At 42.2% G+C, this 15,404-nt stretch carries 15 protein-coding genes; 3 read left to right on the top strand and 12 right to left on the bottom strand.

The window, feature by feature from the left end; translation table 11 throughout:
* Positions 1-77 precede the first annotated feature (77 nt).
* From trxA to DJ568_RS01475, 3 genes are all read left to right on the top strand, one after another.
* Positions 78-395, top strand: coding sequence for a thioredoxin (gene trxA / locus DJ568_RS01485; protein WP_114003456.1), 318 nt, complete (start codon positions 78-80; stop codon positions 393-395).
* A gap of 140 nt (positions 396-535) precedes the next feature.
* A complete protein-coding gene (locus DJ568_RS01480; RefSeq protein WP_114003455.1) occupies positions 536-1,453 on the top strand; it encodes a DUF58 domain-containing protein in 918 nt (305 codons plus the stop codon).
* A gap of 217 nt (positions 1,454-1,670) precedes the next feature.
* Complete coding sequence (locus tag DJ568_RS01475; RefSeq protein ID WP_114003454.1) at positions 1,671-3,137, top strand: glycoside hydrolase family 130 protein; 1,467 nt, start codon at positions 1,671-1,673, stop codon at positions 3,135-3,137.
* Positions 3,138-3,203: 66 nt separating this feature from the next.
* Here the strand turns inward: DJ568_RS01475 and DJ568_RS01470 are convergent, their stop codons facing one another.
* From DJ568_RS01470 to DJ568_RS01415, 12 genes are all read right to left on the bottom strand, one after another.
* Positions 3,204-4,211 (bottom strand): glycosyltransferase family 4 protein, encoded by a 1,008-nt coding sequence (locus tag DJ568_RS01470; RefSeq protein WP_114003453.1) that lies wholly within the window; start codon positions 4,209-4,211, stop codon positions 3,204-3,206.
* A complete protein-coding gene (locus tag DJ568_RS01465) occupies positions 4,212-6,488 on the bottom strand; it encodes a glycosyltransferase family 4 protein (protein ID WP_114003452.1) in 2,277 nt (758 codons plus the stop codon). It abuts the gene before it with no gap.
* Positions 6,489-6,740: 252 nt separating this feature from the next.
* Complete coding sequence (locus tag DJ568_RS01460) at positions 6,741-7,931, bottom strand: aspartate aminotransferase family protein (RefSeq protein WP_114003451.1); 1,191 nt, start codon at positions 7,929-7,931, stop codon at positions 6,741-6,743.
* Between the two features lie 116 nt (positions 7,932-8,047).
* On the bottom strand, positions 8,048-8,536 hold the full coding sequence (locus tag DJ568_RS01455; RefSeq protein WP_114003450.1) for a hypothetical protein: 489 nt from the start codon (positions 8,534-8,536) through the stop codon (positions 8,048-8,050).
* 2 nt (positions 8,537-8,538) lie between these two features.
* Positions 8,539-9,378, bottom strand: coding sequence for a hypothetical protein (locus DJ568_RS01450; RefSeq protein WP_114003449.1), 840 nt, complete (start codon positions 9,376-9,378; stop codon positions 8,539-8,541).
* 50 nt (positions 9,379-9,428) lie between these two features.
* Positions 9,429-9,983: an RNA polymerase sigma factor gene (locus DJ568_RS01445; protein ID WP_114003448.1), complete on the bottom strand. Its 555-nt coding sequence runs from the start codon at positions 9,981-9,983 to the stop codon at positions 9,429-9,431.
* 31 nt (positions 9,984-10,014) lie between these two features.
* A complete protein-coding gene (locus tag DJ568_RS01440) occupies positions 10,015-10,980 on the bottom strand; it encodes a transketolase family protein (RefSeq protein WP_114003447.1) in 966 nt (321 codons plus the stop codon).
* A 60-nt stretch (positions 10,981-11,040) separates the two neighbouring features.
* Positions 11,041-11,886, bottom strand: coding sequence for a transketolase (locus DJ568_RS01435; RefSeq protein ID WP_114003446.1), 846 nt, complete (start codon positions 11,884-11,886; stop codon positions 11,041-11,043).
* A 52-nt stretch (positions 11,887-11,938) separates the two neighbouring features.
* Positions 11,939-12,400, bottom strand: coding sequence for a thioredoxin-dependent thiol peroxidase (bcp, locus tag DJ568_RS01430; RefSeq protein WP_199560822.1), 462 nt, complete (start codon positions 12,398-12,400; stop codon positions 11,939-11,941).
* A 5-nt stretch (positions 12,401-12,405) separates the two neighbouring features.
* Complete coding sequence (locus tag DJ568_RS01425) at positions 12,406-14,118, bottom strand: M23 family metallopeptidase (RefSeq protein ID WP_114003444.1); 1,713 nt, start codon at positions 14,116-14,118, stop codon at positions 12,406-12,408.
* 3 nt (positions 14,119-14,121) lie between these two features.
* Positions 14,122-14,733 carry a fumarylacetoacetate hydrolase family protein gene (locus DJ568_RS01420; protein WP_114003443.1) on the bottom strand — a complete coding sequence of 204 codons (612 nt, stop codon included), beginning with the start codon at positions 14,731-14,733 and terminating at the stop codon, positions 14,122-14,124.
* Between the two features lie 144 nt (positions 14,734-14,877).
* A complete protein-coding gene (locus DJ568_RS01415; protein WP_114003442.1) occupies positions 14,878-15,378 on the bottom strand; it encodes a T9SS type A sorting domain-containing protein in 501 nt (166 codons plus the stop codon).
* Positions 15,379-15,404: the final 26 nt, after the last annotated feature.

The following is a 15,404-nucleotide window of genomic DNA, read 5'->3' as shown; positions in this document are numbered from 1 at the left end:
TCACATTGTCAGGCTGGTACTTGTGGCAAGCAATTTGATTAGTAATATTTGTATAACAAACATAAAAAGTAGAAATCATGGCTTTAGAAATAACTGATGCAAACTTCGAACAACTTGTATTAAAATCAGATAAACCTGTATTGGTTGATTTTTGGGCAGAGTGGTGCGGTCCGTGCCGCATGGTTGGCCCTGTGGTTGAGGAGTTAGCTAAAGAATATGACGGCAAGGCTGTTGTAGGCAAAGTTAACGTTGACCATAACCCGGGTATATCAATGAAGTTTGGCATCCGTAATATTCCCGCCCTTTTATTCTTTAAAAACGGTGAGATAGTTGACAAGCAAATTGGCGCTGTGCCAAAATCTGTTTTAGCTAATAAACTAAACGCCCAGGTGTAATAAGTGCCGGCTTAAAATATTAAAAGCGTCCTGATATTTATCAGGACGCTTTTTTGTTATATATTTAACTTGTAACCGCTATCGGCACGCATCGGCAATCTTTTAAAGCTTGTAGGGATGGCGTGATATTTTAAAATCGTATGCAATTAAAAGACGAACAGCACATCCGCAGCCTGGCCAATCTTGAGCTTCTGGCAAAGCAGGTAGTGGAAGGTTTTGTTACCGGTTTGCATCAAAGCCCTTTCCACGGATTTTCAGTAGAATTTGCAGAACACCGTTTGTACAACAGCGGCGAATCAGTTAAAAATATCGACTGGAAACTGCTGGCCCGGACTGATAAGTTATTTGTTAAGCAGTACGAAGAGGAAACCAATCTGCGCTGTTATCTCTTGCTAGACACTTCTTCGTCAATGGATTTTCCTCAAAAAGGAATAAACAAGCTGCAGTTTTCTGTTTATGCCATAGCGTCGCTTATATACCTTTTTAAAAAGCAACGCGACACTTTTGGTTTATGCGCTTTTTCAGATAAGGTTGATACGCTTACTGCTGCAAAATCAACGGGCACTCACCAGTTTTATTTATACGCGGAACTTGAAAAACTGTATGCTAACCGTCAAGTAAAATCTGATACAAACATTGCCGCGGTTCTGCACCATGTTGCGCAGCAAATACATCAGCGCAGTATGATAATTGTTTTTAGTGATATGCTTGAAAACAACCTGGATGAGGTTACAATGCAAACCCTGTTTGCTGCCCTACAGCATCTTAAATACAATAAGCATGAAGTGGTTATATTTAATGTTAGCGACAAACACCAGGAGTATAACTTTAATTTTGATAATCACCCACACCATTTTATTGATATGGAAAGCGGCTCGGAAATTAAAGTGCACCCGGCTAAAATTCGTGATACCTACCGGACAGCCGTGCAAAGTTATCGCCGGGAACTGGAGCTAAAATGCGCGCAATACCAGATTGATTTGGTAGACGCTGACATACATGCCGGGTATAATGAGATATTAAAAACCTATCTTATCAAAAGAAATAAGATGATATGACACAGAATTAAAATCACCTGGCGTTGCTGTTAAATTATTAGGGTTTAAGACGAGTAGTGATTGGAGAGCGAAACATTATATTCCCGATGATGAAATACGCCTGTATAGTGGAAATGGATAATTTGATATATATTTTATATTTTCTAAACAAAAAGCCTGTTTTTGCCGTAATTACATTAATATTAACGCTGTAATTGATAATACTTATTTACTATATATGAGATTGCCTATTGTAAGAAAACCCATAAGAGTTAATCCCGATTCACGACGCGTTATAGCAAGGTTCTTTTTTAATGGAAATGAACGGGCCAAACAGGTTTTACAACGAGTGATGGTTATCAGTGAAGACACAGCGTTCGGCATAGTATCTCCGTTGTTGCAGGAGTATTCAAAGCGCCACCGTAATATAACCCGTGTTTTAAACCGTCATTGCAGTAAGTTGAAGCCACTTTTTGAAGAGCTGGGGATTGATTTTGACACGTTAACAGTTTACCGAAAGCTTCTGATAGGGTCTTATTTTACCCATGAATACTCCATCGAGTCGGCTGCTTTTTTTAACCCCTCTATAGTTGATGACCCCGATCAAACCGAACTGGAAGACGGACAACGACGTGTAATAATGAGTTTCAGGGCAGTAGGCGAGGGGCACATTTCGTCCATCACATTCCGCAGGGCATTGTTTGATAAAAATAATAACATTACCGTATTACCCGCCGGAAACTACATTGACGAGGCTGAGATAGTGCGCAACGCTGTTTACAACAAGCGCCTGTTTTTTGAAAAAGCTGTTACTACCCAAATAAATATTGATGTATTAAAGGAACTGGAGTCTAAACTTGATCATCATTTTGAGTATTCAACCCTTCGCCGTATTATTCTTGATTCGCAAAAGCTGCAGGAGAATGATATAAACAAACTGGAGTACGACAAAGTACTTTGGCTTGCTGATTCATATTACGAAATAGTATTCTCGCTTGATACTGATATATCTGACAGGGTTATATTCCCTATATCTGAATACGAACGTAAAGGCATCGAAGATGCCCGTTTTGTGAAGTTTACTGATGACGATGGATCCACTGTTTACTATGCTACCTATACTGCATACGATGGATCATTGATTATGCCTAAGCTGTTGCAAACCACGGATTTTTACAACTTCCGCATTATGCCGCTTTATGGCGCGGGCGCGCAAAACAAAAATCTTGCTCTGTTTCCGCGTAAAATAAACGGCAAGTACGCCATGATATCACGGATAGACGGTTGCAATAATTATATCATGTACTCAGATAAGATAAATATCTGGGAAGAGCCCGAGTTGTTGCAGGAGCCACGCTTTACCTGGGAATTTATCCAAATAGGTAATTGCGGCTCACCTATAGAAACCGAACATGGCTGGATCATGATAACCCACGGTGTGGGCCCTATGCGTAGATATGTGCTGGGCGCGAGCTTGTTAAAGCTTGATGACCCATCTGTAGAGATAGGTCGCCTGAAAGAGCCGCTTATCATACCAAATAGCGACGAGCGTGAAGGTTATGTGCCTAACGTAATATACTCCTGTGGATCAATAGTGAATAATAATAAGCTTATTATTCCTTACGGATTGTCTGATTATTCAACATCATTTGTAGAAGTTGATATGGATGATTTGATAAACCGCCTAAAGGAAGATGGAATATAATAAATGCTGAAAGGTAGGGCGAAGGATAGTGTAAGATACCATATCCTTTGCCTAACCATTTTGCTGCTATCCTTTTAGTATTCGTTTGTACAATTCGAAATAATCACCAGCCATCTTTTCACAAGAGAATTGTGTTGCAGCGCGGTTGTGGCAGTCAATACGATTTATTGATTTTATATTTTTTATTGCTTCAACAGCTTCATCAACGTTATTAACCAAAAAACCTGTACTTTCATGTTTAATCAGCTCGGGCATTGAACCGCGGTTAAAAGCTACAACGGGAGTGCCGCATAGCATGGCTTCGGCCACACTCATGCCAAACGGTTCATCAAAGTTTATTGGATGTAATAACGCGGCAGCATTTCCTAAAAGTTCTTTACGTTTCTCAGGTCCGGCATGGCCAACGTACTGTATCTGATCATTCAATTCCGGCTCTACCTTTTCGCGGTAGTAGTTTTCGTCCTGGATAATCCCTGCTATCAGCAGTTTTCTGCCCGTAGCCTTAGCAATAGCAATTGATTCGGCTGTGCCTTTGTGGTGATGTATACGGCCAAAATACAGCAGGTAATCGTCCGGTGTTTCAATAAATTCAAAATCTCTCGTATCCAGCCCATTATAAACTGTTGCAATATAATCCAGCTCTGAACTACGGTCGGCATTGCTGATTGACACGTAGTGCCCTCTTGAGTTATATTTTTTATAAACAGGTATTATCCGCTGCGATGAGAATCCATGTATGGTTGTAATGATTGGCGTATTGACCAAACCCGAGTAGGTTAGGGGTAAAAAGTCGAAGTTATTGTGGATTATGTCAAAATCTCCGGCCTTTTCCATTAAGTTACTAATGTGCAGGCATTCTAAAACTTTGGCATCCTGGTTACGATCTTCCTCGTAACCCGTTTCGCAAACCGATTCGAGTTTACCTGCGGTAATAGAGTCACCGGTAGCAAACAGTGTTACTTCAGCACCAAGTTTTATAACTCCTTCGGCAATGTTTGATGCTACCTGTTCCCATGGCCCGTAGTGCCTGGGCGGTGTACGCCAGGCAACGGGGGCTAATACAGCAACTTTCATTTAACAAATCTCGACAGTTTGCCCAAACTTGTTGTATTCATACTCCAACTCAAACGCTTTCAATACCGTTAAGTGCGATATTAAATACGCCAATGTACTCTCGGCGCCTTGGTTACGGTTAATGCCGGTAGGTAGCAATCCATCACAACAGCCTTTGGTCTCGTGATCATAAAGCGGAGCACGCAGGGTGTTCTCGCCTAAGAACCAACGATAGCTTAAGAACATCTTTTCGATGTACTCCGGCGTGCGGAAAATTTTGTATGCCTGGAAATGCATCAGTACCATGGCCATTGTTTCGATAGCCTGCTGATCAAAAGTAGGGAATGAACCACCACGGTAGTACCAGCCATCATTACCTACAGGACTCAAGTATCCATTGGATAGCGTTAGCTTATCTAAAAATGCCATCGACTTCATGGCTACTTCCCGGGCTTCTTCATTGCCCGTTATTTCACATGAATGTAGTAAGGCCAACGGTAGTATGGCGTTATCATAGGTCATGCCTTCCTCAAACCACTGCCAGTCTTCGCTCGCAGTTTTATTAAACGCGTCTATCAACGGTTGGGTTAAACGAATCAGTTCCTGTTGCATACCTTCATCGGTAGGCACTGCCTGCAGATATAAACTAATACCAATTATGGTATTGGCCATACCTCGTAAATATGTTAAAGATTTAAAATGCGGATATGATTTTTGGAATATCTCCAGCGCAAATTCACGATATGAGTTGCTCGCCGCGCAATTTATTAGGTGGCCCAACGCCCATATTGTACGCCCGAATGAGTCCTCAGATCCAACTTCATCAAGGTAGCGCCGATCAAAACTCAGGAAGTTGCGGAAGTTACCATCGTCTGTCTGCATGTAGTGGATGTAACTCAGGTACACCGGCAGCAGTTCAAACGCTTCGTTGCTTTTATTACGCTGATAAGCCATTAGTGCCATTATTAATGCGCGCGCGTTATCATCAAGGCAATATCCCTCCTTTAAATTGGGTATACCATACTTAGCGTGCTGCACAATACCGGTATCGTCAGTTAAACGCAATACGTGCGTTAGGCTGAATTTGGGTAATATTTCCGGATCTACGATGCTGTTTTTAAGCACTTTCTCGCTGAAGTCGTGCTCAATAGCCGCCTCCTGGGCAACTTTTATGAACTCCGCGCCTATTACAGGGTAACGCAGATGTAACCCGTATTGGTAGGCGTTTTGCTTTAAGGTCTTAAGCATTTGCTCATCATCCAATAATTCATTTATGATGTCCCCCAATCCTTCTGAGTTCTTAAAATCAAAAAGCCTTCCGCGATCATGTGACAACAATTCCTGTGCATGCCAGTAAGGTGTTGAAACTACAGCCGCACCTGATCCTACAGCATAGGAGAGCGTGCCACTGGTAATTTGTGCTTCGTTTAGATACGGGGTTACATATATTTCGCAGGCTGTAAGATAGTTAATCAGCTCTTCCTCAGATACGAATTTGTTGATGAATGATAGATTTTTTGACACGCCCAAATCGGCAGCCAGTCTTTTCAGTGAATCGCGGTATTCCTCGCCTGAGTTTTTTAACACACCAGGATGGGTGTTACCTAGTACCACATACATTACATCAGGATGCTTTTCAACAATTTTAGGTAACGCCTTTACAACAGTTTCAAGCCCTTTGTTGCGGCTTAAAAGTCCAAACGTTAATAATACGCGGTGGTTTTTAAAGCTTGACAACGATTTTACGGGATTGTTAACCGGGGCTTCCAAATCCGGTACACCGTGCTCAATAATTTGTATTTTTTCAACCGGCACCTCGTATATTTCTGTCAGGAACTCAACAGCGCGCTGGCTCATCACAATAATTTTTGCCGACTGCTCAGCAATCTCACGTATAATGATACGTTGTACATAGCTTGGTTCCTTTAAAACCGTATGCAATATAGATATCAATGGTTTCTCTAAACGATTGATCAGCGGCAATATGTAAATCCCGCTCTCTCCACCGTAAATTCCAAACTCGTGCTCTAAAATGCAGGCATCAACTGCGCTCGTATTAATATAGTTTGCAGCGCGTATATAATCCTTTTGATGATTTTGACGAATTACATATTTTACCTCTTCCGGATATTCGTATTCATCCAAACCCTCTGAATCATTCAATGCTACAATATACCCCCCATCTGATAACTTCTGCCTTTCAGGAAAATTTGAGTTTATTGCACGCATCAAATTTTGATTAAAGGTTGCTATACCGCATTCACGCGGCGGATAGGTCGATATATAGGCAATTTTCATGTTTATGTATGTTTTTTATACTTTTTATACTTTTAATTAAATACAACGTTGAGCCGGATGTATTAAATAATGACCAGAAAACAGGGCATCGTGTACGAATAAATTGCGTTTAAACGCAGGTAAAGGACTACATCCTATTGGTCAGGTAGTATTTTACATAAATCGTACCAATTAACTCTAAATAAAAATGTGGTTGTCAACCGCATTTTAGTGATACCGGGCGCCGGGAAGGTATTTATTTGTATATCAGTATTATTGGCTGCACTGATTGATGCATTTGATGATAATGTCGCAGGATTTTTTTATATCATCATGACTAATTATTAGTGGAGGAGCTATACGCATGGCATTGCTGCAATGTAAAAACCAGTCGGTTACTATACCATTTTCTATACAACAATCGATTATTTTTTTATTCAGCTCAAAGTTTTCAAACTCTACAGCCAGCATCAAGCCTTTGCCGCGCACGGCTTTAATGGCCGGATGAACAAGCAATGACCGGAATAGCATCTCTTTGTCGGCAACCTGGTCAATTAGTTTTTCGTCTAGTAGCACATTTAGTGCTGCCAATCCGGCCGCACAACAAACAGGGTGCCCGCCAAAAGTAGTGATGTGGCCAAGTATAGGATTATCCTTAAGTGCCCCCATTATATTATTTGATGAAATAAAGGCACCAACCGGCATACCGCCGCCAAGTGCTTTTGCCAACAGGAGTATATCCGGCACAATGCCATAATGCTCAAAGGCAAATAGTTTACCGGTGCGGCCCAGGCCGGCCTGTATCTCGTCAAGTATTAGCAGCGTGCCCGTTTGTTTACACCGTGCATATAACGCCTGCATATAAGCTGGAGTAGCAGGGTGTATACCGGCTTCGCCCTGTATAGTCTCTATGATTACGCACGCTGTTTGTTCGGTAATATGTTGCAGGTCAGTTTGATCGTTGAAGCGTATAAAGCTAACATCAGGCAAAAGCGGGCCAAACCCGCGCTTAAACTCATCATTGCCCATAACACTGAGGGCGCCGTGTGTGCTGCCGTGATATGCATTATGGCAGGCAATTATTTTTCTGCGGCCGGTAAAGCGTTTTGCCAGTTTTAACGCACCCTCTGCCGCTTCAGCGCCCGAATTAACAAAATATACCGATTCAAGATTATCCGGCAGTATAGATACCAGCTTTTCGGCAAAACGCACCTGTGGTGTTTGCACGTATTCGCCGTATACCATCAGGTGCATATATTTATCCAATTGATCCTTTATCGCGTCAACCACCGCCGGATGCCGGTGCCCTAAATTGCTTACACCGATGCCGGATATCAGGTCGATGTAGGCTTTTCCCTGCGCGTCATACATGTAAATTCCTTCTGCACGTACAAATTCCAGCAGTAACGGGAAATTTGTGGTTTGAGCGTTGTTAGCCAGAAATAATTGACGAAGGGTGGACATAGTTATTAATCAGCAGACGCTAAAGTTAATTGTTTAACCTACAAAGTTAACTAATCTTATCAGAAGTGTGTGGGAACTTAATAATGTGGCTGCAACACATCCACCTAATACCGGTACTAATTACCGGCTCTTTCGCTGCGTTCGCTAAGCTGCTTAATTACCTCATCGTTAAACTCGCGTTCGCTTTTATACAGCTCGCTTACTTTTTCGGCAGATAGAATTTTTAAAAATTCTTCCTGGTAGCGTTTGCGGATATTAACCATTTCAGTTTCATAGTACAGTTCTTTTTTTAACTGCTCGGTTCCGTTGGCCTGCGCATCGCTGCTGTTAAGCCTTTTTAGCCTGCGTATATTAATAAGCTGCTGTTGATATTGGCGGTATAACGGCCAGAATTTCTTCGACTCTTCTGGTGTAAGATTAAGCTGTTTGCTCAAAAACTCTTTCTTAATTAAAGCCAGCCTGCTTCCGGGTTGCTTTCCCGTAGTACCGCGGTGCTGATAGTTATCCCTGAGACCTTGTGCGGCGCCAGGCACCTGTGCAAAGGCATGATAACTAACACCCAGCACAAATATTATAAAGCATATAAATTTGGCCAGCTTATTCATTATTAAAGTTGCGTATCTATATAATCAAGTATCTCGTCGTCGTTAATGTTTTCGTCGCTAACCAACGTTGTTTGTGTCTCGCCTGCATCTAAATTCTGCTCAACATAGTTTTTTATTTCGCTAACAGGAATATCTGATAAACGACTATGCAAATATGAAGATGCATTTTGTTCGGCAGGGGCGATACTTTTATTTGAATTTAAAATAAAGGTTACCCCTATAGCAACTGTTACACAGGCAGCCACGGCATATTTGTAAATATTGGATGCAAACATCCGTCGTACAATACCCCGGGGTTGCGAAGGCTGGCCAGTAACTTCAAGTGTTTCGGTATTTACCGTCTTCTCTAAAATAGCCTCATTCAGGCGATCAAAGTACCCCGCAGGAACATCAAACGTATTTTCTGCAGGTGCATTAAGCGCTTCTTCTATAGCTACACGTGCCGTAACCTGCTGATGCAGGTTCTCAAAATAACCTTCCGGCACTTCAAGCCCGGCATGCTCATTACGCGCTGCACCTTCAAGCGTCAGTCTGCTTTGAATATTAGCACTTAGTTCGTCAAAGTAGTTTACGGGCACTTCAAAGCCGGCATTGTGCGCGCCTGCCGCAGTTTCGACCTTTACACGGCTTTGTATGTTATCGCTTAGCGTACTAAAATAATCTTCCGGCACAACAAAACCCTCATGTCCGGCGTGTGATGCAGCTATGTTTTTAAGGGAAATGATACGTTCAGTAAGGTCACCAAAATACCCTGAAGGCACTGTAAACGGGTTATTTGCATTAACCTGTTTCAATGTTTCAAATTCATTTAGCCAATCCTTGTTCTCCATATCGTTCTTCATACCCTCATTAGATTAAAATATTCTACAAAGGTTTAACAACAATTTTTTAATTATTCATTGTTTAACAAATACGCCTCAATTTTTTTCACTGCTAAGTGAAAGGACGCCTTTAAAGCGCCAACACTGGTACCAAGTACATCTGATATTTCTTCATACTTCATATCATCAAAATACTTCATGTTAAATACCAGCCGCTGCTTATCTGGCAAGGTTAGTAAAGCCTGTTGCAGCTTCATTTGCGCCTTATCGCCATTAAAATACGTTGAATCAGCTAACGATTCAGCTAATTCATAGGCTACATCGTCCAGCGGGACGTTGTTCTTCAGTTTCTTTTTATTTAAAAAAGTGATGCACTCATTGGTGGCAATGCGGTACATCCAGGTGTACAGCTGCGCGTCATTACGAAAGCCGGGAAGATTTTTCCAGATCTTTATAAATACATCCTGCACCAGGTCATCCGCGTCGTCATGATTAATTACCATGCGGCGGATATGCCAATACAGTTTCTGCTGGTACTTTTTAAGTAACAGGTTAAAGGCTTCATTCCTGGTTTTTTCGTCCCGAAATTTACTTAATATTTCTTCGTCTTCAGCCTGTGCGGGCATCTGGTGTAGTTTTAATCCTTAAATAAAGAACTTACCCGTTTTGTTTTTTGCGGGCCATTACTTTTTTAACGGCAGCTACAATATGCGCGGCATCTAAACCATATTTGGTCATCAGCTGCGCCGGAGTTCCGCTTTCGCCAAAGCTGTCGTTAACAGCCACATACTCCTGCGGAGCCGGGGTGTTAGTGGCAAGCAATTGTGCTATGCTGTCACCTAAGCCGCCCAAACGGTTATGTTCTTCAGCCGTAACCACGCAACCTGTTTTTGCTACTGATTTTAGGACAGCTTCTGCGTCCAAAGGTTTAATGGTATGTATATTGATAATCTCGGCGTCAATACCTTCTTCGGCCAGTTTTTCACCTGCCTGGATGGCTTCCCATACCAGGTGGCCTGTAGCAAAAATTGATACATCGGCACCTTCGTTCACCATCCATGCCTTGCCAATTTCAAATTTCTGATCGGCATCGGTAAAAATAGGCACAACCGGCCGGCCAAAGCGTAAATAAACAGGACCTTCATGTTCTGCTATGGCTATGGTAGCCGCCTTGGTCTGGTTATAATCGCATGGGTTAATAACCGTCATGCCAGGCAGCATTTTCATCAGCCCTATGTCTTCCAGTATCTGGTGCGTAGCGCCATCTTCGCCCAGCGTAAGGCCGGCATGTGATGCGCAAATTTTTACGTTTTTATCAGAGTAAGCTATCGACTGGCGTATCTGATCGTATACACGGCCGGTGCTAAAATTAGCAAAGGTGCCGGTGAAAGGGATTTTACCCCCGATGGTTAAACCGGCGGCAATACCCATCATGTTAGCTTCGGCAATACCCACCTGTATAAAACGTTCAGGAAAGGCCTTTATAAAATCCTGCATTTTTAATGAGCCAACAAGATCGGCACAAAGGGCAACAACCTGTTCGTTACGCTTTCCCGCCTCTAAAAGCCCGTCACCAAATCCCGACCGCGTGTCTTTTTTATCTGTGTAAGTGTATTTCTTCATTGTGTTGTAAGTTGCGTGTTGTGAGTTGCATGCAATAAGCTACTATAACTCACAACTTAACTAATAATCCCCTATAGTCTCTTCTAATTGTGCTAATGCTACGGCTAACTGCTCATCATTAGGCGCTACGCCATGCCATTTATGGCTGCCCATCATAAAGTCAACCCCGTAGCCCATGCCTGTTTTCAGCAGTATCATTACCGGTTTTCCTTTGCCCGTACGGCCTTTAGCTTCTTCCAATACCTTTAGTACTTTAGCTATGTCGTTACCTTCACCTTCTATAACATCCCAGCCAAAGGCTTCAAACTTAGCTTTAAGGTTACCAAGTGATAATACCATTTCGGTAGGCCCATCTATTTGCTGCCCGTTGTAATCAACAGTTGCAATTAAATTGTCGACCTTATTATGCGGGGCAAACATGGCCGCTTCCCATATCTGGCCTTCCTGTAATTCACCGTCGCCATGCAGGCTGTAAATCAATGACTTATCGCCGTTTAGCCTTTTGGCCAATGCGGCACCGATGGCTACGGACAGGCCCTGGCCTAACGAGCCGGAAGCAATACGAACGCCCGGGAGATGCTCATGCGTAGTAGGGTGGCCCTGTAAACGCGAATCAAGCTTACGGAAAGTGGCAAGTTCTTTAGGGTCAAAATAGCCGGAATGTGCTAATACACTATAAAATACTGGTGATATATGCCCGTTAGAAAGGAAAAACAAATCCTCACCAACGCCATCCATATTAAATTTGGGGTTGTGATTCATTACCGAAAAGTAAAGAGCCACTAAAAAATCGGTACAGCCTAATGAGCCGCCGGGATGCCCCGACTGGCATGAATGTACCATTCTGACAATATCCCGCCTTACCTGGCTTGCTGTCTTCTGTAGTTGTTCTAAGTCTTGTTTCATTAAACAGGTTTAATTTTGCGCAAAAATAAATATAAAAAGGGAAGTATGTTTTTTATTTGAAAATCGCTAACACCTGTTCAGACGCGTTCTCGGTATTTACTTTATCAATAATCTTTTTTATAACCCCTTCGCCGTCAATAATAAATGTTTTACGAATGGTGCCCATATACTTTTTGCCAAACATGTTTTTTTCGCCCCAAACGCCATAAGCCTGTACAATCTCCTGGCTCTCGTCAGCTATCAGCACAAAAGGCAAATCGTACTTTTTTTCAAATTTTTTGTGCGATTTTTCGCTGTCTGTACTTACACCTATCACCTCAAAACCCTTTCCCAGCAGCGATTGATAATTATCCCTGAAATCACATGCTTCGGCCGTGCAGCCTGGCGTATCATCCTTAGGATAAAAATACAGGATCACGTTTTTGCCGGCATAATCTGCTAATGAAACGGTTTTACCGTTTTGGTCTTTTGCGCTAAAGCCCGGAGCCTTATCGCCCTCTTTAAGTATTGTCATAATATTTATCTGTAAAAGTCGGCTGTGTAGTGGGCTACATTGTCCTCATTGTCTGTAACAGTCAGTTCAAATGTATGCTTTCCGGCACTAATATCAGCATCAAAGTAATATCTTAACTGTTTGCTTTTATAATCATGTTCAACTAACACCCACCTGCCGTCAATTTTGCCCGAATATTTTTTTATCCCCGATAGGTTGTCGCTCATTTTAAGCGATATTGTTTTGGCTGCTTTTAAGTTGGCGCCATCCGTGATATTGATAGGCGTGATCACGGGTGCGACTGTATCTACCCTTAAATAATAATCTCCAAAAAAGCGACATTTACCTTTTACATAACCATCTTCGTAAATTCCGGGTGCAACATTGCCGGCCGTATTTACCAGTACAGCCTTATTTGCATACCTGCCAATAGTACTATCGGGTTTAATCCATAAATTAAATCCCTCGTGCAGCGGTGTAAATTTATTGTGTATGCGATGGGTTTCAGATAACGCGCCCGGTTTACGCGGCAGCCTCACGTACTTAAAGTCCAGATCGTCGTATAGGTTCCCGGTATCTATGGTTACTTTTATTTTATCATTGGTAAAAATATTTACATTATTATACTTAAAAAGTATACCCTCCGGTTTAAATGGCGCAGGTACGGTGGCCTTTGATTGCACTTTAATAACAAGGTTTGACGTGTTGCCGGCTACATCTTTAACTACATATTCTACTTCATGCAACGCATCATCATTAAAATTAATAATACCATTATTTATTGATTGCGGATAAATACCGGCATTGCTACCCGGAGGCACAAAGCATTTTTGCATCCACCTGCGCGATGACAGGTAGGCAGGATAGTCAATATAAGCGTTGATAGCACGCGTTTGGTTAAATGCAAAACGCTCAATGGCGTAAGTATAAATAGTTTTGCCATCAAGCTTCAACTCAACCTGGTAAATGCCATTGCGGTTTGGCGATACACTGTTCATATCATGCGTTGTTAGCGCAAAACCAACTTCGCCGCTCAATTGCAGCGTTTGAGCACCTGCCAAACGGTAGGTGCTGCCTGCCCCGGTAACATTTAAAAATTGTCTCTTGGTTTTCTCGCTAAAAGGTGCACCGTTAAGATGATATATCCCTGCGGCTAATATGGTAGGGGGCACCTTGTCAGGTATGGTTAAACCGAAAAGTTGCGGGTTGATGGTTTCTTCAGTCTTGCTATCGCGTATCTCAAAATGCAGGTGCGGCCCTGCCGATGCGCCAGCGTTACCTGCAACGCCTATTTTTTGACCTTTGCGCACGGGTATCTGAAAGTCCAGCGGGTAAAAATCTGCTTCATACGTTTGCTTTTCGTATTGATACTGGCGAACAAGGCGTTCTACTTCAGGCGTAAAACTTTCCAGGTGGCCGTAAACTGATGTATAGCCATTGGGATGTGTAATGTAAATTGCTCGTCCGAAGCCTCCGTATTGTATACGCACGCGTGATACATAACCATCATATACCGAAAACAGCGGGTAGCCCACGCGCTGGTTTGTTTTAAAGTCAAGCCCCGAATGGAAGTGATTAGGCCGCATTTCGCCAAATGAACCGGCTGTGCTGGGCGGGAGATCAAGCGGGTAGCGAAAAGTGTCATCAGGATAATACCTGCTAATAATGATGTCCTGGGCGGTGGCAGATGTATAATAAATAAGGCAATAAAAGAGTATAGTAAGGGTTTTTTGTATCATGCCCTACCTAATATAAAAATCGAGCCGTTTATCATTTTCCAGATAACCTTCCAGCCGGTCGCCTATGTTAATCTTTCCAACGCCCTGGGGTGTGCCGGTAAAAATCAGGTCGCCTTTTTTTAACGTGATGTAACGCGATACAAAAGTGATTATGCTTTCAAAAGAAAATAATAGATCCCTGGTATTTCCGCTTTGCCGGGTTTCGCCGTTTATGTCAAGCCTGAAATTTAGATTGTATATGTCAGCAAAGGTTGTTTTTGGTACGAATGTGCTTACAGGTGCCGAATTATCAAAGCTTTTAGCCAGTTCCCAGGGCAGTCCTTTTTCTTTATGCCGCTGTTGCACATCACGGGCGGTAAAATCAATACCCAACGCCACCTCCTCATAGTATTTCGCCGCAAATTTTTCGCTAATGTGTTTGCCTTCTTTGCTTATTTTAAGCACCAACTCTACTTCGTGATGTATATCTTCAGAAAAGTCGGGATGATAAAAGGGGCGGTTATCTTTCAACAGTGCAGTATCCGGCTTCATAAAAATAACAGGTGTGGCAGGCACCGGGTTATTCAACTCTTTTGCATGCTCGGCATAGTTGCGCCCTATAGCGATGATTTTCATTGTATCAAAGCTACTTAATTACGGTTGATTTTGCGGATTTGAGATTGATTTCGCTGAAATGTCACCTCACCATATTAAGTTGAAAGCCATCAGCTACCGAGGTAGCCGGATCGAAGTAAAAAAATAAATTATTGTGATCCTGAATTATAATACAGATAATCTTTTAATAGCGGACTCAGTTCCGGCAATTATCCGTACGAAGTAGAAACCTCGGCTAAGCTTATTATTAAGCAGGTAAGAGAACTTTTGGTCACCGGATTCAACCCTTTGCGAAAAGATAGTAACAAGGTCATTACCCAGCACATCAACAATTTTTATGGTTACGTTGGTGTTGCGTGATACTTCGTACTTAAGGTTAAGCTGGTCGGTAACAGTTACCGGGTTCGGATAAATGTCAACGTTACTTAACAGTTTATCATCAGGCTTGTTAACGGCAAATTTTGTTGTTGAAACTACGCCCGGTTTAATGGGCGGCAGTGTAAAAGGCAGCCCGTTTTTTAAATACGAGTTTTTACTTTTTTTTGATTTGCGCAGTAAAGAGGTAGTGTCTTGTAGTGAAGTAGTTTCCGCAAATGCAAAATTTATGGATACCGCTATAGCGATAACAATCGTCCATAAATGAAAATGCGTAAATTTTTTCTTCATACTTTACCAGTTATTACAAAAGTATA

The sequence above is a fragment of the Mucilaginibacter hurinus genome (genome assembly GCF_003324525.1).
GTDB classification, from domain to species: Bacteria; Bacteroidota; Bacteroidia; order Sphingobacteriales; family Sphingobacteriaceae; genus Mucilaginibacter; species Mucilaginibacter hurinus.
This window is presented reverse-complemented; position numbering and strand designations above follow the sequence as displayed.

Coding starts and splice junctions, on each gene's coding strand:
- trxA (WP_114003456.1), top strand. CDS start 78: ATGGCTTTAGAAATAACTGATGCAAACTTCGAACAACTTGTATTAAAA.
- DJ568_RS01480 (WP_114003455.1), top strand. CDS start 536: ATGCAATTAAAAGACGAACAGCACATCCGCAGCCTGGCCAATCTTGAG.
- DJ568_RS01475 (WP_114003454.1), top strand. CDS start 1,671: ATGAGATTGCCTATTGTAAGAAAACCCATAAGAGTTAATCCCGATTCA.
- DJ568_RS01470 (WP_114003453.1), bottom strand. CDS start 4,211: ATGAAAGTTGCTGTATTAGCCCCCGTTGCCTGGCGTACACCGCCCAGG.
- DJ568_RS01465 (WP_114003452.1), bottom strand. CDS start 6,488: ATGAAAATTGCCTATATATCGACCTATCCGCCGCGTGAATGCGGTATA.
- DJ568_RS01460 (WP_114003451.1), bottom strand. CDS start 7,931: ATGTCCACCCTTCGTCAATTATTTCTGGCTAACAACGCTCAAACCACA.
- DJ568_RS01455 (WP_114003450.1), bottom strand. CDS start 8,536: ATGAATAAGCTGGCCAAATTTATATGCTTTATAATATTTGTGCTGGGT.
- DJ568_RS01450 (WP_114003449.1), bottom strand. CDS start 9,378: ATGAAGAACGATATGGAGAACAAGGATTGGCTAAATGAATTTGAAACA.
- DJ568_RS01445 (WP_114003448.1), bottom strand. CDS start 9,983: ATGCCCGCACAGGCTGAAGACGAAGAAATATTAAGTAAATTTCGGGAC.
- DJ568_RS01440 (WP_114003447.1), bottom strand. CDS start 10,980: ATGAAGAAATACACTTACACAGATAAAAAAGACACGCGGTCGGGATTT.
- DJ568_RS01435 (WP_114003446.1), bottom strand. CDS start 11,886: ATGAAACAAGACTTAGAACAACTACAGAAGACAGCAAGCCAGGTAAGG.
- bcp (WP_199560822.1), bottom strand. CDS start 12,400: ATGACAATACTTAAAGAGGGCGATAAGGCTCCGGGCTTTAGCGCAAAA.
- DJ568_RS01425 (WP_114003444.1), bottom strand. CDS start 14,118: ATGATACAAAAAACCCTTACTATACTCTTTTATTGCCTTATTTATTAT.
- DJ568_RS01420 (WP_114003443.1), bottom strand. CDS start 14,733: ATGAAAATCATCGCTATAGGGCGCAACTATGCCGAGCATGCAAAAGAG.
- DJ568_RS01415 (WP_114003442.1), bottom strand. CDS start 15,378: ATGAAGAAAAAATTTACGCATTTTCATTTATGGACGATTGTTATCGCT.